The following is a 22567-nucleotide window of genomic DNA, read 5'->3' as shown; positions in this document are numbered from 1 at the left end:
AAGTTTTTTTCTTTGTCAAGAGTTTAACAAAATCGTTAACTATTCACCTTCTCTTGGTGTTGTTTTAATTTCTGTCATGTTTTCAGAGGAAGGTAAATTATATTTGGATTCATTCTTTTGATGGCATAGGTATAATGTAAGACACCCATCAGCAAATTGTTAATATCATGTGAAAGCCCTGCTGCCAAAAAACTTATGGCTTCCATACGCTGAATCTGGATTGCCTCAATACATTTATGCCTTGAGTATAAAAGCTTCATAATTACCTTCCTTGTTTTTCTAACCATTCACTTAAAGCCTTTTTAAAAAAAGAAAGACTGGAACTTCTCAAAAAGAAAAAGGGCTTTCCCTGTTTTTTGCACCTCCTTTTAATCAGGGCACAGGCTGTATGAGAGGTAATATCAATTGGACAAAAAACAACATCAGCCTGATCTACTAATCTATACAATTTTCTCTTCCCCCCATTACAGTCACCACAATGATAATAAAACCTACACTTAAAAGCACGAACCGTTTCCTTATAACGATTGACTAATCGATCCAAACCTCCTACAACTAAAACCGATCTGCCCATAAAACCCTCCTTTATTATTCAATTGGGCTAACCATAATCTTTTCTGCCATTCCACGACCAATTGAAACAGAAAGCTGATTATTTACAGTGAGATAAAAAATACATCCTGCATGTTTTCCCAAGCCAGCTGTAGCTTTGCGAGAAATCAATTTAATATTCTTACCAATGCCTATTTCCTCCTCTTTTAAACGCTCCTTCAAATGGACACCACTTATGATGCCAGCAATCTTACCACTATCTCCTGGTGCAAGATAATTAAGCTGTAAGTTCTGCCCTTCCTTTTCCACCAAAATTTTTGAAGCCTCTCCAGTGCAAAGCTCAAGTTCTTTGTCATCCACTTTAATATGAAAACTCTCTTCTGCTACATGTCCGGTAACTTTTATTTTTGTGTTTTCTTTAAGTCCCAATTTTTTTAAAATGTCACTTGCTTCTTTACCAGCTGCTATCCTCTTGAGTATTCCACTTTCTCCTGCCTCCATTTCTAAAAGGTGTTTTTCTACTCCATTTACATCCATAATCACTTTGTCCGCTATACCCTGCGCCAGAACAAGCTTTTTCCCTTCTATCTCAAGACCCAATGGCCCCTTGTGTTCATGAGTAAGGCTACCTTGAAAACTAATCTTTACACCTTCTCTTATACCTAATTCCTCAAGGTATTCCTTTAATTCCTTTCCTCCTTCAATACTTATTACCTCAAAATCTTTCACTTCTCCTTTAATATACTCTGTCAGTCTTCCTACCTTTGCCATCTTTAAACCCCCTTTTTATTATTTTTAAATCTAAAATATCCCATTTATTGAGATATTTTTTATAAATACTTTTTTGTGGAGTCTTAGCATCAATACAAAGATAGCTTTTTTCTGCAAATATTTTTCTGGGAAAAATAAAAAAATGAAATTTTTCTTGAATACATAAAGCCACTATTAATATGTCTGCTTTTTTAACACTTGGCGCATTTACATGCACTACATAATAAGCATGTCCATTTAATCTAGTTACTTTTGTTAAAATTTTAAATTTTATTAATTTATTATTTTTAATCTTCAGCAGACGCAATCTTACCTTACCATATAATACAGGTTCTAACCCCATTTTTTGAAGTCTCTCAATAACAAAAACATAAACTTGCTTTTTTAAATCTTTGCTTTCCTTCCACTTTTGGCATAACAAAAAAAGTTGTTTTTTAGAATATAATTCTTGTTTCCTATAAGACAAAAAACCTTTACCATATATTATGTCACAAATTTGCCTAACCCTTTCTCTACTGAGCCCGAATTTCTCCGCAATGGCGCTCCCTGAAAGAAAAGGATCATATTTTAAATCTTTAATAGCCATTAAAAATTCCTGACCATGTCTTTTTTTAAGCCTATAAACAAATTTTTCTAATCTCATTACTAAGTTATATGATTTAAATTTGTTAAATTATATAACATACTAAAATAAATTGTCAAGAGGAAAACTCTTGACGAAAGGTTATGTTTTGTGTCATAAAGGACAGTTCAGAAAAGATTTTTAAGGGAGGTGTTAATATGGCAGAAGATTTTGAACCTATTATTATTGGATTTCTTTGTAACTGGTGTGCATATGCAGCAGCAGATCTTGCTGGTACCTCTAGAATTCAATATCCACCTAACATTCGTATCATTCGTGTAATGTGTTCTGGAATGGTTCATCCAAATTTGGTTATTGAAGCACTTACAAAAGGAGCAGATGGTGTTCTAATTGCTGGCTGACACCTAGGTGAGTGTCATTACCTGGAAGGTAATAAGAGAGCACAGGATAGGGCAGAGGCTATTAAGGTAATGCTTGAGGACTTTGGCCTAGAACAAGAGCGTTTTCGTCTTGAATGGATTTCTGCCTCTGAAGCAGAAAAGTTTGCCCGTGTTGTTAAAGAAATGACTGAAACCTTAAAAGCATTAGGGCCAAGTCCTTATAGAACCTTTTGATTATGCATCCAGCAACAAAATTTTTAATCAGGCTTGGTGCTAGTTTAGTTAGTGCCAAGCTGTTAATGCATTTTTTTCCATTTCTTGGAAAAAGTAATGTTATGTGGTTTATTCTTACTGGCTTTTTATTAATCACAGCCTATGGACTTGAAGCTATTAGGAGTGGTCGTTTTGATTAGATGTCTGTAATTACACTTTTAACAGACTTTGGTTTAAAAGATGTTTATATTGGTGTTATGAAAGGTGTGATTTTAAACATTAATCCAGAAGCAAAAATTGTAGATATAACCCATGAAGTTAGACCTCAAGATATTAAAGAAGCTGCTTTTCTGTTAAAAACTGTCTATCAATTTTTCCCAAAAAGTACCATTCATGTGATAGTTGTAGACCCAGGAGTAGGTAGTGCTAGACGACCTATTTTAGCAGTTACAGAAGATTATCTCTTTGTTGCTCCAGATAATGGAGTCCTTGAACTTGTTTATCAAAATGAAAAAACAAAAGTTTATCATTTAAATAATCCACATTATTTTTTACCTAAAATAAGCACTACTTTTCATGGGCGAGATATATTTGCTCCCATAGCTGCATATTTATCTTTAGGTGTAAAACCAGAAACATTAGGTAAAGAAATTAATGATTATGTACGTATTGACTGGCCAAAACCTATTAAAGAAGTTGATTGTCTTAAGGGCGAAATTATTTATATTGACCGCTTTGGAAATCTTATCTCTAATATTTCAAGAAAAATCTTTGATAAATATATTGGTAATAAGTCATTTTCTATTCATTTTAAAAATATTACCCTAAAACAAATAGCCTCCCATTATTTAGCAGTTTCACCTGGTGAAATCCTGGCTTTATGGGATAGCAGTGACTATTTAGAAATTGCTCAATCTTTAGGAAATGCTAAAGAAAGCCTTAAGGCAAATATAGGAGAAAAAATTGAAATTTATTTTTAAAGGAGAAAAATCATGATTCCCCGTTATACCCTTCCAGAAATGGGAAAAATTTGGACATTAGAAAATAAGTTTAAAAAATGGCTAGAAATAGAAATCCTTGTCTGTGAAGCCTGGGCAAAAAAGGGAGTAATTCCACAAGAAGCATTGAAAAAAATAAAAGAAAAAGCAAAATTTTCTGTAAAAAGGATACTTGAAATAGAAGAAACAGTAAAACATGATGTTATTGCTTTTATTACCAATTTAGAAGAAGAAATCGGGAAAGAAGGACATTATCTGCATTTAGGTTTAACTTCTTCAGATATTTTAGATACAACCAATGCTGTTCTTTTAAAAGAAGCCACAGAACTTATTTTAGAAAAAATTAAAGAAATCCTTTTAGTATTAAAAGAGCAGGCATGGCGTTATAAAGATACTGTTATGATTGGTCGTTCACATGGAGTGCATGCTGAACCTATCACCTTTGGATTAAAACTTGCCCTCTGGTATGCAGAAATGAGACGGAATGAAAAAAGGCTTAAAGAAGCGCTTGAAGATATTAGTTATGGAAAAATTTCTGGTGCAGTAGGTACTTTTGCCTATCTTGAACCAGAAATAGAAGCATATGTATGTGAAAAATTAGGATTAAAACCTGCTCCTATTTCTAACCAAATTATTCAAAGAGATAGATATGCTCATTATTTTACAACTCTTGCTATTTTAGCTGGTACTATTGAAAAGATAGCGCTAGAAATCAGACATTTACAAAGAACAGAGGTATTAGAAGTAGAAGAACCATTTGGTAAAGGACAAAAAGGCTCTTCAGCTATGCCTCATAAGAGAAATCCTATTCAATGTGAAAATCTCTGTGGACTAGCAAGACTTGTGCGCACTAATGCTATGGCTGCCCTTGAAAATATCGCTCTTTGGCATGAGCGAGATATTAGTCATTCTTCAGTTGAAAGAATTATTATGCCAGATAGCACAATATTAATCCATTTTATGCTTCATCGCCTAAAAAATATTATTGCTAATATGCATGTATATCCTGAAAAAATGAAACAAAACCTTGAAATTACTAGAGGTCTCATATTTTCTCAAGGAATATTGCTTGCTTTGGTAAAAAAAGGACTATCAAGACAAAAGGCTTATGAAATGGTTCAAAATTGTGCCATGCAGGTATGGAGAGGAGAAGGAAATTTAAAAGAAGCCATTTTAAGTAGTAAAGAAATTATGAATTATCTTACACAAGAGGAAATTGAAGAAATCTTTGATTTAAACAGGCATTTACGTCATGTTAATAATATTTTTGCTAGAGTATTTCAAAATTAGTAACTGTGTCTTAAAAAACACACATAAGCAAAAATTTGTGTATTTTTTTACACACTGGAAAAGAAAAAATGCAAGAAATTAGTAATAAAAAATAAAGGCATAGGTTTTGCATTGTAAATAAAAAATGTTTTGGGCTCAAAGAACGCTTAAAGATGAAATTAGTTGTACAGGAATAGGTCTTCATACAGGACAACGAGTAAATTTAAAAATTCGTCCTGCCCCTCCAGATACAGGCATTATATTTAGACGCATAGATCTTCCTGGAAAGCCAGAAATCAAAGCACATATATTAAATGTAGTAAATGATCGATTAGCAACCACACTTGGGGGGAATGATGTTACTGTATGTACAGTAGAGCATTTATTAGCAGCTTTTCTTGGCATGGGGATAGACAATGCTATTGTGGAATTAGATGCCCCTGAAGTACCTATTATGGATGGAAGTGCTGGTCCTTTTGTTTATCTTATAAAGATGGTTGGTTTTAAATATCAGCTTGTGCCTAAAAAAGTAATATTGGTGAAAAAAACAATATGGCTAAAAGAAGGGGAAAAATGGATAAGACTAAAGCCTTCACCTGAAGGTGGGTTGATTATTCATTTTACCATTGATTTTGACCATCCACTTTTAAGAAAACAAAGCTATACTTTTTATTTTTCTGCTAAAAGATTTGAAAGAGAAGTTTGTCGAGCTAGGACCTTTGGTTTTTTAAAAGATGTGGAAAAGTTAAAAGCAGAAGGATTAGCAAAAGGTGGCTCTTTAGACAATGCTGTAGTAATTGATGATTTTCAAGTAATAAACAAAGAAGGTGTGAGATACAAAAACGAATTTGTCCGACACAAAATCCTTGACTTATTAGGTGATTTGGCTTTATTAGGACATTTTCCTATTGCACGTATAGATGCCTATAAAACAGGACACGCTTTAAATCACAAAATGGCTCAAAAACTTTGGAATAATAAAAAAGCTTGGGAAATTATAACATTATCCCCTCAAATTGAAACAGTTAATTATCAATTAAAAAAGAAATAAATCGTCATTTTTTTCCTTTAATTTAATATCTTGACGCCTTTCTTTACTCAAGCTATGTTTATGCTTAATTTAGATGCGAGTATTAGTTGCTAATAGAGGAGAAATTGCTATTCGCATTATGAAAGCCTGTCAGGCATTGGGATTAGAGTTTGTTGCTGTTTATACTGAAGAAGACAAAGATTCTCTTCATGTCAAATTAGCTAAAGAAAAAGGGCAAATCTATCGGATTGCTAGCTATAATGACCCAAATGAGCTTTTAGAAATTGCCGATTATAGCAAATGTGATGCTATTCATCCTGGATATGGATTTTTGGCAGAAAATTATAGGTTTGCTCGTCGTGTTACACAGCGAAAACGTCCCTTAATCTTTATTGGTCCTCATTGGGAAATCCTTAAAGAATTAGGAAGTAAAATCAATACAAAAAATTTGGCTAAAAAATTGGGAATCCCTGTTATTCCTGGTTCAGATAAGCCTATATATAATGAAATTGAAGCTGAAAACATTGGTTTAGAACTTTTTCATCAACAATGGGAAGAAGGCATAAAACATCCTGCTATTCTTGTTAAAGCCTCTTATGGTGGTGGTGGAATGGGTATTGAAGAAGTAAGAAATTTGGCAGAATTAAGAGCTGCATATCGGCGAATAAGAAGATATGCTAAACGTCAGTTTGGGGATGAGGGAGTGTTGTTAGAAAGGAGATTTTTTGTTTTTAATCATATTGAAGTACAACTTGTTTGCAGTCGTCATGGAGAAAGAGTGCATTTTGGTACAAGAAATTGTACTATTCAAAGCATTAACCGACAAAAACGTATTGAAGTCGCTCCAGCTTTTAATCCAAATTATCATTATGAATTTGATCCAGAAAAAGTAGTTGAAAAAATTATCAATTATTCTTTGAAAATGGCTAATTATTTAGATTATGATAGCGTTGGTACATGGGAATGGATTGTTACACCAAGTGGAGAAGTTTATTTATTAGAAGTCAATCCTAGAATTCAGGTTGAAAGTGGTGTTTCTGGTTTAATTTCTCAAATTAAAAAGCAACCAAGAGGAGTAAATTTAGTAGAAGAACAAATTAGAACTGCCTTAGGAGAAAAATTAAAATATAAACAAAAACATATAAGTTTTCATGGTGCTAGTATCGAATTTAGAATCCTTGCAGAAGATACAAAACATGGTTTTAAACCTTGGGGTGGAACAGTTACTCGTTTTAAGTTACCAGAACATCAGTGGCTAACAGTTTATACCCATGTACCTCAAGATAAACCATATACTATTCCTACTGATTATGACCCAAATCTTGCTCTTGTATTAGTTTGGGGAGAAACTATAGAACAGGCTAAAGAAAGAGGAAAACAAGTTTTAAATGAAATAGAAATTGATGGGAAAAATAATTATGGAGAAAAAATTATAACAAATATTGGATTCTTAAAAGATAAAATAGAAGAAATTCAAAAATTCAATCTATGATAGAAGTAGAAAAAAGAATAGAGTATTTAAGAAGACGTTTAATTTATCTTTCAGATATTAAAGGAGAAATTTTTGGCGATAATCTTATTACATTAAGAGATTGGCTTGAGGATATTGTAGAAAAAATATATGAACTTCCAGAAAAAGAAGTAAATGAAGATTTGGATAAAATTGCTTCACAGATTTCCTTTTATGAAAAAGAAGCTGATAGTAAACTTACTCCTCTAGATTATGTTCACATTGTACGTCATCCCTTTCGGATGACATTAAAGGATATTTTAGAAAATGTCTATGATGATTATGTAGAATTAGGAGGTGAAGAAGAAAATAATATTGACCCTGCTGTTATTGTTGCAAGAGCAACTATTAATCGTCAAGTAGGCAATCGAATTTATACACACCAGGTAATGGTTATTGGTCATGAAAAAGGACATGGAGAAGAATTCCGAAATGGCGGTAGTGCAAAACCTTGGGGTAATGAGAAAGCCTTGCGATTTATGCAAGTAGCTGAAACAGAAGGTATACCTATTCATTCTTATATTTTTACACCAGGTGCCTATCCTATTGAAGATTATCCTGGTGCAGCTCAACAGATTGCTAGAAATCTCTATGCTATGGCAGGTTTAAGAGTACCTATCATTGCTTTTATCTCTGAAGGTGGCTCTGGAGGTGCTGAAGCAATTGGATTAGCTGATTTACGTATTATGTTTTCGCATGGGTATTATTCTGTCATTTCACCAGAAGGAGCTGCTGCTATTGAAGGGAGAGTAAAAGAAGGAGAAAAAGTACCGCCTGAATTGGTACATTTTTGTGCAGAGCAGTTAAAAATTACTGCTAAAGACAACTTAAAACTAGGCACTATTGACCGCATTATTCAAGAACCTCCTTTAGGAGCAAGGAGTGATGATTATGAATTTTTTAAGTTTTTAAAACAAGAAGTTATTCGAGCAACAGATGAGGTATGTCTTTCTGTCAAAACATTAGGGGCATTAAGAGCTTATCATTTAAAGAAGAATGGGCCAACTGATACTACAAAAATTTATGTACATTGGAGATTAAATGATAAAGAAATTGAAAAACTTCTACAAAAACGCAAATTAAAATACAAAAATATGGCTAAAGGATTTTTTTTAGATAAAAGAAGCCTTTGGCGCAAAAAGATAGATCAGGTAGAAAAAAATTGGCTTAGAGTAAAAACTTTTGTTTCTTTTCATATTATGAAAAGACCATTAAGACGCATTCAACACTTTTTAAAAGAGGTCCAAGCAGAAATCCAGATAATATCTGACCATATATTTAGTCCATTTGTTAAATTAAAAGAGAAAATTCTCCCATCCAAAAAGCCATCCTTACCTGTTTATGAAATGGTAGTAGAAGAAGATACCTATCTTGGAGAAACATATGTTAGTCCACTTGCCAATGTAGATAAGACAATTAGCTGTCCTAATAGTGAAAGATATGGATGTTATGATATTTGGATACCAGATTTGTATGGAGAGTTATGTGGTGTGTGTCCAAATTGTGGACATCACTTTCCCTTAGAATATCAATGGTATTTGAATAATTTATTTGATAAAAATTCAGTTAGAGAATTTAATAGTGAAATTGCTTCTACAAATCCATTGGGATATAAGAATTTTGATGAAAAGTTGGAAAAAGCAAGGGAAAAAACAAAAAGATTAAGTGCTATTATTACCTTTGATGCAAAAGTTATGGGTATTTCTCTTGTAGTAGCTATGCTTTTTAGTGATTTTCGCAATGGCACTGTAGGAGCAGCTGAAGGAGAAAAGTTTGTCCTTGCCTGTGAAAGAGCAAAATTATTACGTCAACCATTTTTGGCTTATGTACATGGTACTGCTGGCATAAGGATCCATGAAGGTACTATTGGTGTTGTGCAAATGCCTAAATGTACTGTAGCTGTAAGGGAATATATTGAAGCTGGAGGTCTTTATATTGTCGTTTATGATAATAATTCTTATGCTGGTCCGGTAGCGAGTTTTTTAGGTTGTGCTCCATATCAATTTGCTATTAAATCTTCACGTATTGGTTTTGCTGGGCCAAGGGTAATAAGAGAAACCACTAATCAGGAAGTACCTCCTGATTATCATAGTGCTGAAAATGCACTTAAAAGAGGACATATTCAAGGTATTTGGGATAGAAGAGAATTTAGAAAAAGATTATATATGGCTCTACTTACTATGGGTGGGAAAAATCTTTATTATCGTTAAAAATGGAAGATATAGAAAAAATTATTGCTGAATATAAATCCAATCCATTTGAAACCTATGTTATTTCAACTCCTCATACTGGTATTGTATCTCTCAAAGTAAAAAAAGGAGATAAAGTAAAAGGCACTACTGGTAAATGGTTTGAAAAAAAAGGCACTATTCTTTATACAATCTTACGTCAGGGGAATCCAAAATCCATCCATGCACCAATTGATGGAGAAATTGTAGATATAAAAGAAGAATTAAATGGTCAATTTGTTGAGGCAAAAACTCCTATTATGTCTATTAAACATCGCCTTAATAAAGAAGAAGTTGTCAATAAAATTATTGAGCGTTTTTTATATATTTTTAGAGCTCCTGAAACAGCTAGATATTATTTTACTCCTGAATTAAATAAAAAAATAGAACAAAAAGGACATCGTGCAGTAATCATTCATCCAGGAGAGGAATTTTTAATTATGTCTAGGATGAAAAGAGATATCCCCCTTATCTATGAAGGGGAACCAGGAGTTATTTATGCTATTTATTTCAAACCAAATGTTACTGTTGAACAAGGAGCACCTTTATTAGGCATTTGTCCACCTGAGCAGACTGAATTTATTTCAAGTCTTGTTAACAAAATTCAGTTAGAATGGGAAGAAACATAATTAGAGACAAAAATAGGGAAAAACTTCTCAAACATATACTGAAAGAGGTAAAAATAAAAGAATTGGAAAAAAGAAAAAAAAGAAGGAAAGAGGCAGAAATTATCTGGCGGCGAGGAGAAATGATTGGAAGTCATCTTTACTGTTATTCTCTTGCTCATCGCACAATGGCATTAGCTAAAGAATACATTGAAAGAAGTTATCTTAATGGTAGGATTCCTTATTCTGGAACTGTTTTTATTGCTGAAATGTTAACTGAAGCAAAAGGAAGATACCAAAGGGATTGGTATGCTTCATTGGGTGGGCTTTGGTTTACATTGCTTCTTTATCCAGAAATAGATCCTCCTTATATTCACCTTTATCCCTTAGTAGTTGGTATTGCATGTTGTGAAGCTTTAAGAGAAATAGGAATTAAAGCATACATTAAATGGGTTAATGATCTCATTGTAGATAATTATAAAATAGGAGGAATTCTTACAGAAACTTATATTTCTTCTCATAAAGAGGCTTATCTTTTATTTGGTATAGGAATCAATGTTAATAATAAAATTCATCCTAATTTAGATATTCCTGCTATTTCAGTGAAAAATGTTATAGGCAGATCATATAATATTGATTTCTTTTTTTGCTTAATAGTTGTAAAGTTAATTTGGTATATTGGATTATTACATGATGCTGAAATTAAAAAAGATACAAAAGAAATTATTAAATTGTTTACCGAATATTCAAATACTGTTGGCCGAATAGTTTATTATGGAGAAGACCTTAAAAAGCATAGGGGAGAATTAGCAGAAGTGTTAGATATTGATTCTTATGGAGGATTAAATATTCGTTTTTGTCAAAAAGGAGAAATAGCTACTGTTTATACAGGTGAATTAAAATATGTGTGAGGGAGATTATGGCTAGAATAGATGCTTTTTTTAAACTAATGCATGAACACAATGCATCTGACCTTCATCTCCTTTCTGGCTCTCAACCTATGCTGCGCATACACGGTGAGTTGCAGAAAGTAAAGTATCATGTTTTGGAAGAAACTGAATTAAGAACAATGCTTTATGAAATTATCACAGAACAACAAATAAGAACTTTTGAAGAAACTGGGGATTTAGATTTTGCTTATGAAGTAGCAGGTTTAGCTAGATATAGAGCAAATTACTTCATGCATAAAGATGGTATTGGAGCTGCTTTTAGAGAAATTCCTAATAAAATTATGACTATTGATGAATTGGGATTACCTCAAGTTTTAAAAAGTTTTGCTTTATTACCTAAAGGGTTTGTCCTTGTAACTGGCCCTACTGGAAGTGGAAAATCAACTACTTTAGCTGCCATCATTGATTATGCTAATGAAAAAAGAAAAAGCCGTATTATTACAATTGAGGATCCAATAGAATTTGTTCATACTAATAGAAATTGCGTCATTACTCATCGTGAAGTAGGTGCTCATACAAAATCATTTGCAGCTGCTTTAAGAAGTGCTTTAAGAGAAGACCCAGATATTATTCTTGTAGGAGAAATTCGTGACCTTGAAACTGCTAGATTGGCTATGGAGGCAGCTGCTACAGGTCATCTTGTATTTAGCACCTTACATACTGTTGGTGCAACAAAAACTATAGACCGTCTTGTAGAAATGTTTCCACCTGAAGAACAAAATTTTATTCGTTCCCTTTTAGCTGATGTTATCCGTGGTGTTATTTCCCAAACTCTATTTAAACGTATTGACCAACCTGGTAGAGTTGCAGCCTTAGAAATTATGGTAGCTACTTATGGGGTAAGAAATCTTATTAGGGAAAACAAAACATATCAATTACCTTCTCTTATTCAAACAGGTAAAAAATATGGAATGCAAACTTTAGATGATGCCATTATGGAACTTTTAACAAAGGGTTGGATAGACCCTGAAGATGCTTATTTAAATGCTATTGACAAATCAAAATTTAGACCATTTCTCAAACGTATGCCTAAAGATTTTACTGAGGTTTAAAATATGGATAAAAGAATTGTAGATCATATTATTAAGCGAGCAATTGAGACACATCCTGAGCTTTCTGATATTCTTTTTACACCATATCATCCCATAGAAATTTTACTTCATGGTAAGCTTCATCGTTTAAATATAGCAGGCTTTAAAAAACTTACTCCCTTCCAAATTGAAACCCTTGCTCTTGTTCTTATAGGAAATAGACGTCGTTTGCTGCGCGATTTAGTGAAAACTGGTTCTTGTGACCTTTCTTATCAAGTAGGACATACACGTTTACGTATCAATATTTATTCCCAACGTACTGGTTATGCTATGGTAATGAGAAGATTACCTGAAAAGGTACCTACAATTGAAGAGATGGAGTTACCAATTGTTTTTAAACAAATTGCTCAAGAACATGCTGGTATTGTACTCTTCTGTGGACCAACAGGTAGTGGTAAATCTACTTCTATTGCAGCTATCTTAGAAGAAATCAATCGCACCCGCCCTGTTCATGTTATTACCCTTGAAGACCCTATTGAATTTACTTTTACACCAAATCAGGCAACGTTTAATCAGAGAGAATTAGGCACAGATTTTAATGATTTTCCTACAGCGTTGAGAGCAGCTTTAAGAGAGGCACCACATGTAGTAATGGTAGGTGAAATACGTGATCCAGAAACAGTAAGAGTAGCTTTAAATGCAGCTGAAACAGGTCATCTTGTATTTAGCACTGTTCATGCCTCTTATACTGGTCAAGCAATTCATCGACTTATAGATATGGTAAGTAAAGAAGAAGAACGCTTTATCCGTACTCGTTTAGCTGGAGCACTTCGTTGGATTGTTTGTCAAAAATTACTTGCTAAACGAGATGGTGGAAGATTTGCAATCTTTGAAATTTTAAAAAACACATTAAGGGTTCAAGATGCTATTATGGGACAAATTACTATAGAAAATTTTTATGATATTATAATTAAAGGCGCACCATTTGGTATGCGTACATTTGACCAAGACCTTATTCGTGCTTATGAAAAAGGGTGGATAGATGAAGAAACTGCTTTAGCTTATGCAACGTTTCGTTCGGTTGTAAGAAAGGGTATTGATGAAATTAGAGCTAGAAGAGGAGAAAAAACTTCTGATTTAGGTAAATTAGAAATAGAGGGAATAAGCCGAGAAAAATTTAAATTTCTTTAGAGGCAAATTATGGCAGAATTTTATGATATCTTACTTATTGGTGTACCTTTAGAGATTATTCAAAGTGCTTGTGAGCAGCTTAATTGGAAATTTAAATTAGTACTTCCTAGAGATGAAGAAGGAGTTGTTCAAGAACTTCTTGGAGGAGAATATAGGTTAATTTTTGTCAATTCAGACTATCTTAAAACTCACCCACATATAGAACAAATTATTACTCAGTTCCCACCAGAAAAAAGACGTAGAATGATTTTTGTTCTTATTGATGCAGAGCTTGAAACATTAAATCCATTTTCTGCTTTTTCAAAAAATGTTAATGCTATTGTGAATCCAAAAGATTTACCTAATTTAGCAGAATTTTTACCTCATATTGTAAAAGCTTATGAGAATCTTTATCGTGGTTTTCAAAAAGCAAGGGAAGAATTAGAAGTATTTTAAAATAAATGACAGGCAATTTTATGTCCTGGTTTTATCTCTTTTAAAATAGGTGTTTCTTTTTTACATCTTTCTATACAATGAGGGCAACGAGGGTAAAATAAGCATCCTTCAGGTAAGGATAAAGGATGTGGAGGTTCACCAATAAATATTTTTTTCTTTCTTTTTTCTAATGTTGGTACAGAATTCCATAATATTTCTGTATAAGGATGGTGGTCTTCAGAAAAATATCTTCTTTCCATAATCTCTAATATTTTTCCAAGATACATAACAGCAATTCTATCAGCTATTTGAGCTAAAAGGCTTAAGTCATGTGTAATAAAAAGATAAGTAATTTTCTTTTTTTCTTGAATATCTAACAAGAGATTAATTATTTGTGCTTGAATAGATACATCCAAGGCAGAAGTAGGTTCATCAGCTACAATAAATTCAGGATTTAAAATCAAAGCACGAGCAATAGCTATTCTTTGCCGCTGACCACCAGAAAGTTCATGTGGATAAGCTCTTTTAACTTCTGGTGACAATCCAACTTCAAATAAAATTTGAGTTATATACTTTTCTCTTTCTCTCTTATTTCCTATATTATGTACAATTAAAGGTTCTTGCAAAATCTGATAAATATTTAATTTTGGATTCAATGAAGCAAAGGGATCTTGAAAGATTGGTTGAAATAAACGTCTCCATTTTTTTAATTTTTTTAAATTTAATTTTGTCAAACAAGTCTCTTGCCACCAAATTTCACCACTATCAGGTTTTTCTAAAAGCAAAAGCAATCGCCCTAAAGTACTTTTACCACAACCACTTTCTCCAACAAGTCCTAATAATTCTCCTTTTTTAATCTCAAATGAAACATTATCAACTGCTTTTAACTTCAAAGTTTTAAGACTAAATGGATGAGGTTTTATTTTATAAGTCTTATTTAGATTTTTAATATTTAAAAACACCTCATGCATAAAGCCAACAGGCAACTTTATGGGTAGGACTAATATTTTTATATGGAGGGAATTGCCTTGGACAAATTGATAATTTTTTATTACACCTTGGAGCAAATGCACAACCAGTTACTAATCCCCATCCTTCACCAGCAATAGATTTTAAATGTCGTCTATTAAAAGAAATATTCTCAATCCTTGGAATAGCTTCTAATAATCCTTGAGTATAAGGATGCATGGGATTTTTAAAAATTTCTTCAGCAATAGCCATTTCAACAATCTTTCCTGCATACATTACAGCTATTTTTTGAGCTATCTGAGCAACTACCGCTAAATCATGAGAGATAAAAAGGATACTCATATTCATCTCTTTTTTTAAATTTAACATCAATTCAAGCACTTGAGCTTGAATTGTAACATCTAAAGCTGTTGTAGGCTCATCAGCAATGAGTAGTTTGGGATGAGCAGCTAAAGCCATAGCAATCATTACCCGTTGTCGCATTCCACCACTCAATTGATGAGGATAAACATCAAATCTACTTTCAGCATCAGGAATACCTACTTTTTTAAGCATTTCTATACTTCTTTCTCTTGCTTCTTTAGCCGAACAACCAAAGTGATAGCGATAAACTTCACTAATCTGTTCTCCAATAGTAAAAACAGGATTTAAAGCAGTCATGGGATCTTGAAATATCATCCCTATTTTCTTGCCACGTAAATGTTGCATTTCGTTTAAGGAAAGAGTAAGTAGATTTTGATTATCAAACCATATTTCTCCTTTTACTATCTCACCTGGTGCTGGAATTAATCGCATGATAGCTAAAGCAGTAATTGTTTTACCAGAACCCGATTCGCCTACTAAACCCAAGCTTTCATTTGAAGATAAAGAAAAAGAAACACCATTAACTGCTCTTATAATTTCTCTTTTTTTACGAAACCAAACATGAAGATCAATTACTTTAAGAAGCATGAATTTAAGCAGTACCCCCCACTACCATTTCTGGTATAAGGAGGGTAGGTTGACCATCACTTACTGGTACATTCTGTCCATCTTTCCCACAAGTACCAATACCAAAATAAAGGTCATTCCCAATCATAGTAATAGATTTTAATATTGTTGGGCCATTCCCTACTAAAGTAGCACCTCTTACAGGCTCACCAATTTTTCCTTTTTCAATGAGGTAAGCTTCTTCTGCTTCAAATACAAAGTCACCATTGATAGTATTTACTTGTCCACCACCCATCTTTTTCACAAATATTCCTTTTTCTACCTGTTTAATAATTTCTGATGGTGGGGTTTTTCCTGGTGCAATGTATGTATTAGTCATGCGAGGAATAGGTTTAAAACGATATGATTGTCTGCGACCATGACCATTACTTTCAACACCCTGTTTTAAGGCGTATTCTAAATTATAAAGATAACTTTTTAACACACCATTTTCAATCAAAATTGTCCTTTGTGCTGGAATCCCTTCATCATCATAAATATATGAACCAAATTGTTGAGGAATAGTTGGATCATCAACAACAGTAATTAAAGGAGAAGCAACTTGTTCCCCTAATTTATTTGCATAAACAGAAAGTCCTTCTAAAGCTAAATCTGCCTCAAGTCCATGACCAATAGCTTCATGAATCATAGTACCTCCTGCTTCACCAGATAGAACTACAGGCATGCTACCACTTGGAGCAGGACGAGCAAAAAGCATCTTTAAAGCACGCTCAGTTGCTATTTCAGCTACATGCTCAGGAGGAAAATTCTCAAATAATTCTAATCCACCAGTAATACCTATTGGCTCATAACCAGTTTGAAGAATACCATCTTTTTCTACTACTACTAAAACATAAAATAGAACCCTTACCTGCCTTTCTCTTATTGCATGACCAAGAGAAGTAATAAGAAAAGTGTTTCTAATATTTTCTCTATATAAGACTTTTACTTGACGAACAAAAGAACTCTTTTGCCATACCAATTTTTCAGCTTTTTGAACAAATTTTGCCTTTTCAATAAGCTCTGTTTCCCAAGGAGGTGTTTTAACTAAACTTTCTACTGATGGTTTTTTTTCAATTGGATAAGTTTGAGAAACATCTTTATATTTTATTTCTTGAGAAAGAAAACTAGCCAATTCTTTAAGATTTGGAAATTCCATATCATTAGTAAAACCATAAATTGTCTTCCCTTTCTTTAAAATACGCATTCCAATCCCAACATCTTTACCAATACTTACCTTCTCTAACTTTTTATTTTCACAAAGTATAAAAGTTGAAATTGTTTCTTCCCAAAAAATATCTGCTAAATCAGCATTTTTCTTTAATATTAGCAAAATTTTTTCTAATTTTTCCATTGTTATTAAAATAAAAAAGGGGAGTTTCCTCCCCCCTTCTTATAAATTTTTTTCTGAATTTTTTATATCTCTTCTACAGTAATACAATTATCTGGGCAAACCTCAACACAACTCATACAACCTACACATTCATCAGCATTTACCGGATCCGATTTCCCTTCTACCAATTCCCACACATTTACTGGACAAATCTCTACGCATTCACCACACCCCGTACAGCAATCCTTGTCATTACTTGGTCTAAATGGCATCTTTTACCTCCTTTTATAAAAATTAATAAACATTTTTTACAACTCAAAGAAGCTTATAAATAAAAGAATGAATTTTGTCAATAAAAAAATTTTTTCAATTTTATGAATGTCTGGTTTTTCTTGCCTGAATAATTACAGGAGGAATAATAATAAGTGCAACAACAGCTTCCCCAAGAATCACAGCATTCCAAGATTCAGTAAAATGCCATACTGCACCACCAAAGACCATAAATACAATCCCAAATACAATAAGGATACCTAAAACCCTTGCTATAGGCATATCTCCTCCAAAATTACTCTCCTAATTCTTCATTGATTGAAATAGCCACTTTGTAAAGTATAGTAAGAACTAGAAAACCAGTTGCCCATACACCTAAAGTAATCAATGCTTCAGGTACAGTAGGCCAATATTCTGTAATTTCTTCTAAAGGATTAGGAACAAAACCACCTGTAACTAAACCAAGTCCTTTATCTATCCATGTTGTAATAATTACTAATACACAACAAAATGCTAATGAACCTTCATTCCTACGAATAGCAGGAATTGCTAAAAGTATACATACAATAAACATACCTATAAGGGATACCCACATCCAAGGCACAAGCTTCGCATGACCTTTTAAACCAACAAAAAGATATTTAAAATGATTCATATGTTCTGGTATTTGGCTATAAAAGGTAGTAAAAACTTCAAATAAGAAGAAACAGAAGTTGATAATAATAGTATATGTTATAATTTTCCCTAATGTTTGAATTGCCTGTTTTCCTGGGTCAAATTTTGTAAATTTTCTTATAATTAAGCAGAAAAGCACAATAAATGAAGGACCAGCTGCAAATGCAGATGCAAGGAAACGAGGTGCCATAATAGCAGTAAGCCAAAAGTGCCTACCAGGAAGCCCAGAGTAAATAAATGCAGTAACTATATGAATACAAGGTGCCCAAACAACAGAAAAATATGCTAAAAATTTTACCCATTTTGGTGGTGGCACCTCATAACGTTCTGATTCTAAAGCCATCCAACCAACAATAAGATTTAGAAGAAGATAGACATTCAAAACAACCATATCCCAAAATAAGATTGAATTTGGCGTTGGATGTAACAATACATTGAGACAACGCATTGGTTTCCCAAGGTCAATGATAATGAATAATAGACACATCACAATAGCTGCTACAGCAAGAAATTCTCCTAAAACAGTAATTCTTCCAAATACTTTATAATTATGGAAATAACAGGGTAAAGCTACCATTACACCACCAGCTGCTACTCCTACAAGATAGGTAAATTGAGCAATATAGAAACCCCATGAGACATCACGACTCATTCCAGTTATTTTCAACCCTACCTTCAACTGCCAAAGTAAAAGAATAAAACCCAAACCAGCTAAAGCAGCTAAAAAACAAACCAATGCCCAATATTTACGACTTCCTTGTAATGCTTTTTCAAACATAGCTCCCTCTTCCTATATTAAATAAAAAATTGATGGCCCTGTTCCTAATTCAGGCTTACGCTGAATACTATAACGTTCACGTAATACCCTTCTTACTTCTGATTCAGGATCTTCCAAATCACCAAAAATTATTGCACCCTCAGATGCCTCAACACAAAGAGGCATAAGCCCTTTATCTAATCTTTCTGCACAAAAATCACATTTTTCAACTACTCCTTTTTCTCTTGTCGGATATTCTGGATTTTCTTTTTCAATATAAGGACGAGGATCCATCCAATTAAAACTTCTTGAACCATAAGGACAGGCAGCCATACAAAATCTACAACCAATACAACGATGCATATCCATCATAACAATGCCATCTTCTCTTTTGAATGTTGCCTTAGTTGGACAAACTTGCACACAAGGAGGATTATCACAATTATTGCAAAGCACTAAAACAGGTTTTTCTATCAATTCTGTTCCTAAAAACTCATGACTTTGACCTGGAAAAGCATGTTCAAATGGTTCAGTCCAAATCCATTTAATTTCCCGTTTTTTATCAGGTATATGAGGCACATTATGGAAAAGATGACATGCTTCTATACATTTTTTAGCGATTTCCTCATTCATCTTTCTTAAATCTATTACCATAGCCCATCTTTTTGCACGCAAAGCCTTTGGACTCTTCTTAATCTTTGCTTTAGCCTCATGACCAGCAAATAAATCAATTGTTGGTTTGACTCCAAAACCTAATACAGAAATACTTGCTATTTTTAAAAATTTCCTTCTATTTATACGCATTATTCCTCCTCCTTCGGCTCAAGATGGCATGTCCAACAATAAGGTTTTACACCAGCATAATTATGACATTCATCGCAAAATTTCTTTTTATTTGAATGACAATCCATACAAGTATTTTGGAGGCTCATATCATATTCTTTTCCATTAAATCCTACATAAACCCTATAACCATCACGCACTACCCAATTTCTCCATTTATCTAACAAAGCCATGTGTTCTGCTACCATATATTCTTTAGGCTCTACACAATACTTCGCTTGTTCTGCTTTAGGAGTAAGTTTTGGCTCTGCCACCTTTGCTGCTTTTCCTAAATTATACCAAAGAGGAAAGGTCAATAAGGCTATACCAATAACAAGACCTGTAAGAATTTTACCTCCATCATACATTATTTATTCCTCCATTTCTCCTTCTTCTCTTCCTTTGATAGGTTTTTTAAGTGGTAAACCACGTAAATCCGTATCTCGGCTTTTTTCACCTGGAAATACTAATGCATTAGCTACTAATTCATGAATGCCACCAACATCTACTTCAGGTACCCAATATTCCATCATAGCAGCTAAAGTTGCTCTATCAATTGCACAGATACATAAAAGGCGATTTACACCATATTTATCATGTACATATTTTACTGCATTTGCTCTACATATTCCTCCCCGCATTCTCATCTCCATGAACTCATCTGAACCTACACCTGCCCCACCTGAACAACAGAAAGTTTTTTCTCTAATTGTATTTTCAGGCATTTCATAAAAGTTATTACAAACATTCCTAATAATATATCTTGGTTCTTCAAAAAGCCCCATTGCTCTAGCAGGATTACATGAATCATGAAAAGTAACAATTAGATGGTCATTTCTACTGGGATCTAAATCTAATTTTCCATGTCTAATAAGATCTGCCGTAAATTCGCAAATATGGATCATTTTTGTTGATTTTGCATTTTCAAATTTTGTACCTGTAATAGGATTAACTGGTTCTTCAAGAAAATCTGCAGGTCCATTCATCGTATCCATATATTGATGCTTATCACGCCACATATGACCACATTCACCACCAATAATCCATTTAACTCCTAATCTCTTGGCTTCAGCATATATCTTTGCACTAAGTCTCTTTTGTGCTTCATTAGAAGTAAACATACCAAAATTTCCACCTTCACCAGCATAGGCGCTCCAAGTATAAGTAAGTCCATATTTACGGCGGAGATATTCAAATAAAATTAAATAACCCTCACAAGTATAAGTACCTTCTGTACCAAAGTAATCACCAGAAGGAGCAACAAAGAGGATATCTGCACCCTTTTGATTAATAGGTGTTTCTATCTTAATACCTGTTACATCATAAATATCATCTGTTAAAAAATCAAATGTTTCTTTAAATGCATGTGGCATAATACCAAGATGATTTCCTGTGCGCTGACAATTAGCTACAGGTTCTATAGTCCAAGCAACATGACAACCAAGTGAGACAAGCAATTCACGAGCCATCATTGTAATTTCACATGTATCAATACCATAAGGACAAAATACTGAACAACGACGACATTCTGTACATTGAAAGGCATAGTAAAATATTTCTTTTAGCACATCATAATCAAGGTCTCTAGCACCAACAAGCTTCCCTAAAATTTTTCCAGGCCAAGTAAAATATCTTCTATAAATAGACCTGAGAAGCTCTGCTCTAAGTACAGGCATATTTTTAGGGTCACCACCACCAATAAAGAAATGACACTTATCTGCACAAGCACCACATCTTACACAGATATCCATAAAAAGTCTAAAAGAACGAAATCTCTTTAGTCTATCTTCCATTCCTGCTATAAATATTTCTTTCCAATTCTCTGGTAACTGCCAATCTTCAGCTCCTACTTCCCATTCTCTGGGATTAGGAAAACCAAGATATGCTAAATGCTTTTCACGAGCAGCAAAGCAATAAGTTCCTTTTTTAAATACAGGCTTTGTCTCCATCCAAGGCTTATCAGGTGGTCTATAATCTATAGACCTTATTAATTCGTCCTTTTCTGGACAAAATTCAGATTCAGCCATTTTCTATTCCTCCTTTTCTAATGGTAATCCCACAGCCTTAATTTTATCTTTAAATTCTTCTTCCCATTCTTCATAAGTATGTACTTCTACAGGCGGATTCCAAGGATTAATATGTCTAACTGCTCGATTATTATTTGGCATATTTCGAGTTGGACTCAAAAATACACCTGCCATATGAACTAATTTACTAAATGGAAAATATGCAAAAAGAACACTTACAAGAAACAAATGAACATAAAATATACTACCTATACCTTCTGGTATTTTAGGATGAAAGGTAACAAGCCCCATCGTTAATTCTTTTACAGAAACAATATCTACCTTATAAATATAACGCATAATAATACCTGTAAGGGCAATTCCTATAATAAGGAATAATGGAAAATAATCAGATGTTAAAGAAATGTATCTCAATGTCGGTACAAATACTCTTCTTAAAAGTAAAGCAACAGTAGCTACTAAAAGAACTATACCACTTATATATAATCCTGGTAAAGTTACCTGTAAAAAACCATCCACACTTTCAATCAAACGCACAAAAGACCAAACTGGCGTGGTAAAAAATCTTAAATGTCTAATTAGAACAATAAGAAAAGAATAATGGAAAAGAATGGCACCTAACCAGAGCCATTTATTTGACCAATAAATAACTTTCGGCCCTCCTTTCCTTATTTCTACCCTCACATTTCTAAACAAGCTTCTAAAAAATAATACCTCAAGTAACATTCTCAATACTACATCAAAAGTGGTAAAAGGACTTTCAAGACGACTATATTTTATCCAAGGAAGACTTTTCTGTTGTCCACAAGTAGTAGGAATCTTAAAAGGTACAGGTGAACTTGCCCATTTAAATACCCGATAAATCATACCTGCAAAGAATATCACTACAGAAAGATAAGGAATCACCACTCCAAAAACCACATACAACTTTGCTCCAGCTACACCAAGCAATGCTATTCCTATTAAACCTAAAACAACAAAAAATGAAAAGTAAAAAGCAAGATTAAAACTCATTTATTC

At 33.3% G+C, this 22567-nt stretch carries 25 protein-coding genes; 12 read left to right on the top strand and 13 right to left on the bottom strand.

Annotation, left to right across the window (positions count from 1 at the left end; genetic code table 11):
- Positions 1–262: 262 nt before the first annotated feature.
- Genes LWW95_02235 through LWW95_02225 form a run of 3 tightly spaced genes read right to left on the bottom strand, consistent with a single transcriptional unit; the run spans position 263 to position 1966 of the window.
- Complete coding sequence (locus LWW95_02235) at positions 263–574, bottom strand: DUF2325 domain-containing protein (GenBank protein ID MDL1955862.1); 312 nt, start codon at positions 572–574, stop codon at positions 263–265.
- A 14-nt stretch (positions 575–588) separates the two neighbouring features.
- Positions 589–1323 carry a FeoA domain-containing protein gene (locus LWW95_02230; GenBank protein ID MDL1955861.1) on the bottom strand — a complete coding sequence of 245 codons (735 nt, stop codon included), beginning with the start codon at positions 1321–1323 and terminating at the stop codon, positions 589–591.
- Complete coding sequence (locus LWW95_02225; GenBank protein ID MDL1955860.1) at positions 1289–1966, bottom strand: hypothetical protein; 678 nt, start codon at positions 1964–1966, stop codon at positions 1289–1291. The genes LWW95_02230 and LWW95_02225 overlap by 35 nt, the downstream gene beginning before the upstream one ends.
- Positions 1967–2103: 137 nt before the next feature.
- Here LWW95_02225 and LWW95_02220 point away from each other — a divergent pair, with 137 nt between their 5' ends.
- The 12 genes from LWW95_02220 (at position 2104) to LWW95_02165 (ending at position 13746) form a co-directional block, all read left to right on the top strand.
- Positions 2104–2520, top strand: a complete 417-nt coding sequence (locus tag LWW95_02220; GenBank protein MDL1955859.1) for a hydrogenase iron-sulfur subunit — start codon at positions 2104–2106, stop codon at positions 2518–2520.
- A 2-nt stretch (positions 2521–2522) separates the two neighbouring features.
- Positions 2523–2699, top strand: a complete 177-nt coding sequence (locus LWW95_02215) for a hypothetical protein (GenBank protein MDL1955858.1) — start codon at positions 2523–2525, stop codon at positions 2697–2699.
- Positions 2700–3479: an SAM-dependent chlorinase/fluorinase gene (locus tag LWW95_02210; GenBank protein MDL1955857.1), complete on the top strand. Its 780-nt coding sequence runs from the start codon at positions 2700–2702 to the stop codon at positions 3477–3479.
- Positions 3480–3491: 12 nt separating this feature from the next.
- Positions 3492–4787, top strand: a complete 1296-nt coding sequence (gene purB / locus LWW95_02205) for an adenylosuccinate lyase (protein MDL1955856.1) — start codon at positions 3492–3494, stop codon at positions 4785–4787.
- 124 nt (positions 4788–4911) lie between these two features.
- Positions 4912–5817: a UDP-3-O-acyl-N-acetylglucosamine deacetylase gene (gene lpxC / locus LWW95_02200; protein MDL1955855.1), complete on the top strand. Its 906-nt coding sequence runs from the start codon at positions 4912–4914 to the stop codon at positions 5815–5817.
- 73 nt (positions 5818–5890) lie between these two features.
- Positions 5891–7288, top strand: coding sequence for an acetyl-CoA carboxylase biotin carboxylase subunit (locus LWW95_02195; GenBank protein MDL1955854.1), 1398 nt, complete (start codon positions 5891–5893; stop codon positions 7286–7288).
- Entirely contained in the window at positions 7285–9516 is a 2232-nt protein-coding gene (locus LWW95_02190) for an acetyl-CoA carboxylase carboxyl transferase subunit alpha/beta (protein ID MDL1955853.1), read from the top strand. The genes LWW95_02195 and LWW95_02190 overlap by 4 nt, the downstream gene beginning before the upstream one ends.
- A 2-nt stretch (positions 9517–9518) precedes the next feature.
- On the top strand, positions 9519–10163 hold the full coding sequence (locus LWW95_02185; protein MDL1955852.1) for a biotin attachment protein: 645 nt from the start codon (positions 9519–9521) through the stop codon (positions 10161–10163).
- A complete protein-coding gene (locus LWW95_02180) occupies positions 10148–11050 on the top strand; it encodes a biotin--[acetyl-CoA-carboxylase] ligase (GenBank protein ID MDL1955851.1) in 903 nt (300 codons plus the stop codon). The genes LWW95_02185 and LWW95_02180 overlap by 16 nt, the downstream gene beginning before the upstream one ends.
- Positions 11051–11058: 8 nt before the next feature.
- The gene (locus LWW95_02175; GenBank protein MDL1955850.1) at positions 11059–12141 is read left to right on the top strand and encodes a type IV pilus twitching motility protein PilT; all 1083 of its coding nucleotides are present in this window, start codon (positions 11059–11061) and stop codon (positions 12139–12141) included.
- A gap of 3 nt (positions 12142–12144) precedes the next feature.
- Entirely contained in the window at positions 12145–13311 is a 1167-nt protein-coding gene (locus tag LWW95_02170) for a PilT/PilU family type 4a pilus ATPase (protein MDL1955849.1), read from the top strand.
- A gap of 9 nt (positions 13312–13320) precedes the next feature.
- Positions 13321–13746 carry a hypothetical protein gene (locus tag LWW95_02165; protein MDL1955848.1) on the top strand — a complete coding sequence of 142 codons (426 nt, stop codon included), beginning with the start codon at positions 13321–13323 and terminating at the stop codon, positions 13744–13746.
- On the opposite strand, the gene LWW95_02160 is transcribed toward LWW95_02165, so the two are convergent.
- The 10 genes from LWW95_02160 to dsrM form a co-directional block, all read right to left on the bottom strand.
- Positions 13743–14696 carry an ATP-binding cassette domain-containing protein gene (locus tag LWW95_02160; protein MDL1955847.1) on the bottom strand — a complete coding sequence of 318 codons (954 nt, stop codon included), beginning with the start codon at positions 14694–14696 and terminating at the stop codon, positions 13743–13745. The two genes, LWW95_02165 and LWW95_02160, sit on opposite strands and share 4 nt — an antisense overlap.
- Positions 14689–15645: an ABC transporter ATP-binding protein gene (locus LWW95_02155; protein ID MDL1955846.1), complete on the bottom strand. Its 957-nt coding sequence runs from the start codon at positions 15643–15645 to the stop codon at positions 14689–14691. Before LWW95_02155 ends, LWW95_02160 begins: the two co-directional genes overlap by 8 nt.
- Positions 15646–15649: 4 nt before the next feature.
- Positions 15650–17017, bottom strand: coding sequence for a TldD/PmbA family protein (locus LWW95_02150; protein MDL1955845.1), 1368 nt, complete (start codon positions 17015–17017; stop codon positions 15650–15652).
- Positions 17018–17079: 62 nt separating this feature from the next.
- On the bottom strand, positions 17080–17268 hold the full coding sequence (locus tag LWW95_02145) for a 4Fe-4S binding protein (GenBank protein MDL1955844.1): 189 nt from the start codon (positions 17266–17268) through the stop codon (positions 17080–17082).
- A 100-nt stretch (positions 17269–17368) separates the two neighbouring features.
- Positions 17369–17548: a hypothetical protein gene (locus LWW95_02140; GenBank protein ID MDL1955843.1), complete on the bottom strand. Its 180-nt coding sequence runs from the start codon at positions 17546–17548 to the stop codon at positions 17369–17371.
- Between the two features lie 13 nt (positions 17549–17561).
- A complete protein-coding gene (gene nrfD / locus LWW95_02135; protein ID MDL1955842.1) occupies positions 17562–18719 on the bottom strand; it encodes a polysulfide reductase NrfD in 1158 nt (385 codons plus the stop codon).
- A gap of 12 nt (positions 18720–18731) precedes the next feature.
- Complete coding sequence (locus LWW95_02130; GenBank protein ID MDL1955841.1) at positions 18732–19502, bottom strand: 4Fe-4S dicluster domain-containing protein; 771 nt, start codon at positions 19500–19502, stop codon at positions 18732–18734.
- Complete coding sequence (gene dsrJ, locus LWW95_02125; GenBank protein MDL1955840.1) at positions 19502–19888, bottom strand: sulfate reduction electron transfer complex DsrMKJOP subunit DsrJ; 387 nt, start codon at positions 19886–19888, stop codon at positions 19502–19504. Before dsrJ ends, LWW95_02130 begins: the two co-directional genes overlap by 1 nt.
- Before the next feature lie 3 nt (positions 19889–19891).
- On the bottom strand, positions 19892–21547 hold the full coding sequence (locus LWW95_02120) for a (Fe-S)-binding protein (GenBank protein MDL1955839.1): 1656 nt from the start codon (positions 21545–21547) through the stop codon (positions 19892–19894).
- Positions 21548–21550: 3 nt separating this feature from the next.
- Positions 21551–22561: a sulfate reduction electron transfer complex DsrMKJOP subunit DsrM gene (gene dsrM / locus LWW95_02115; GenBank protein ID MDL1955838.1), complete on the bottom strand. Its 1011-nt coding sequence runs from the start codon at positions 22559–22561 to the stop codon at positions 21551–21553.
- Positions 22562–22567 lie beyond the last annotated feature (6 nt).

Source organism: Candidatus Desulfofervidus auxilii (assembly GCA_030262725.1).
Taxonomy (GTDB): domain Bacteria; phylum Desulfobacterota; class Desulfofervidia; order Desulfofervidales; family Desulfofervidaceae; genus JAJSZS01.
The sequence above is the reverse complement of the archived record's forward strand: the minus strand, read 5'-3'. Positions and strand labels throughout refer to the sequence as shown.

Coding starts and splice junctions, on each gene's coding strand:
- LWW95_02235 (MDL1955862.1), bottom strand. CDS start 574: ATGGGCAGATCGGTTTTAGTTGTAGGAGGTTTGGATCGATTAGTCAAT.
- LWW95_02230 (MDL1955861.1), bottom strand. CDS start 1,323: ATGGCAAAGGTAGGAAGACTGACAGAGTATATTAAAGGAGAAGTGAAA.
- LWW95_02225 (MDL1955860.1), bottom strand. CDS start 1,966: ATGAGATTAGAAAAATTTGTTTATAGGCTTAAAAAAAGACATGGTCAG.
- LWW95_02215 (MDL1955858.1), top strand. CDS start 2,523: ATGCATCCAGCAACAAAATTTTTAATCAGGCTTGGTGCTAGTTTAGTT.
- LWW95_02210 (MDL1955857.1), top strand. CDS start 2,700: ATGTCTGTAATTACACTTTTAACAGACTTTGGTTTAAAAGATGTTTAT.
- purB (MDL1955856.1), top strand. CDS start 3,492: ATGATTCCCCGTTATACCCTTCCAGAAATGGGAAAAATTTGGACATTA.
- lpxC (MDL1955855.1), top strand. CDS start 4,912: ATGTTTTGGGCTCAAAGAACGCTTAAAGATGAAATTAGTTGTACAGGA.
- LWW95_02195 (MDL1955854.1), top strand. CDS start 5,891: ATGCGAGTATTAGTTGCTAATAGAGGAGAAATTGCTATTCGCATTATG.
- LWW95_02190 (MDL1955853.1), top strand. CDS start 7,285: ATGATAGAAGTAGAAAAAAGAATAGAGTATTTAAGAAGACGTTTAATT.
- LWW95_02185 (MDL1955852.1), top strand. CDS start 9,519: ATGGAAGATATAGAAAAAATTATTGCTGAATATAAATCCAATCCATTT.
- LWW95_02180 (MDL1955851.1), top strand. CDS start 10,148: ATGGGAAGAAACATAATTAGAGACAAAAATAGGGAAAAACTTCTCAAA.
- LWW95_02175 (MDL1955850.1), top strand. CDS start 11,059: ATGGCTAGAATAGATGCTTTTTTTAAACTAATGCATGAACACAATGCA.
- LWW95_02170 (MDL1955849.1), top strand. CDS start 12,145: ATGGATAAAAGAATTGTAGATCATATTATTAAGCGAGCAATTGAGACA.
- LWW95_02165 (MDL1955848.1), top strand. CDS start 13,321: ATGGCAGAATTTTATGATATCTTACTTATTGGTGTACCTTTAGAGATT.
- LWW95_02160 (MDL1955847.1), bottom strand. CDS start 14,696: ATGCATGAGGTGTTTTTAAATATTAAAAATCTAAATAAGACTTATAAA.
- LWW95_02155 (MDL1955846.1), bottom strand. CDS start 15,645: ATGCTTCTTAAAGTAATTGATCTTCATGTTTGGTTTCGTAAAAAAAGA.
- LWW95_02150 (MDL1955845.1), bottom strand. CDS start 17,017: ATGGAAAAATTAGAAAAAATTTTGCTAATATTAAAGAAAAATGCTGAT.
- LWW95_02145 (MDL1955844.1), bottom strand. CDS start 17,268: ATGCCATTTAGACCAAGTAATGACAAGGATTGCTGTACGGGGTGTGGT.
- LWW95_02140 (MDL1955843.1), bottom strand. CDS start 17,548: ATGCCTATAGCAAGGGTTTTAGGTATCCTTATTGTATTTGGGATTGTA.
- nrfD (MDL1955842.1), bottom strand. CDS start 18,719: ATGTTTGAAAAAGCATTACAAGGAAGTCGTAAATATTGGGCATTGGTT.
- LWW95_02130 (MDL1955841.1), bottom strand. CDS start 19,502: ATGCGTATAAATAGAAGGAAATTTTTAAAAATAGCAAGTATTTCTGTA.
- dsrJ (MDL1955840.1), bottom strand. CDS start 19,888: ATGTATGATGGAGGTAAAATTCTTACAGGTCTTGTTATTGGTATAGCC.
- LWW95_02120 (MDL1955839.1), bottom strand. CDS start 21,547: ATGGCTGAATCTGAATTTTGTCCAGAAAAGGACGAATTAATAAGGTCT.
- dsrM (MDL1955838.1), bottom strand. CDS start 22,561: ATGAGTTTTAATCTTGCTTTTTACTTTTCATTTTTTGTTGTTTTAGGT.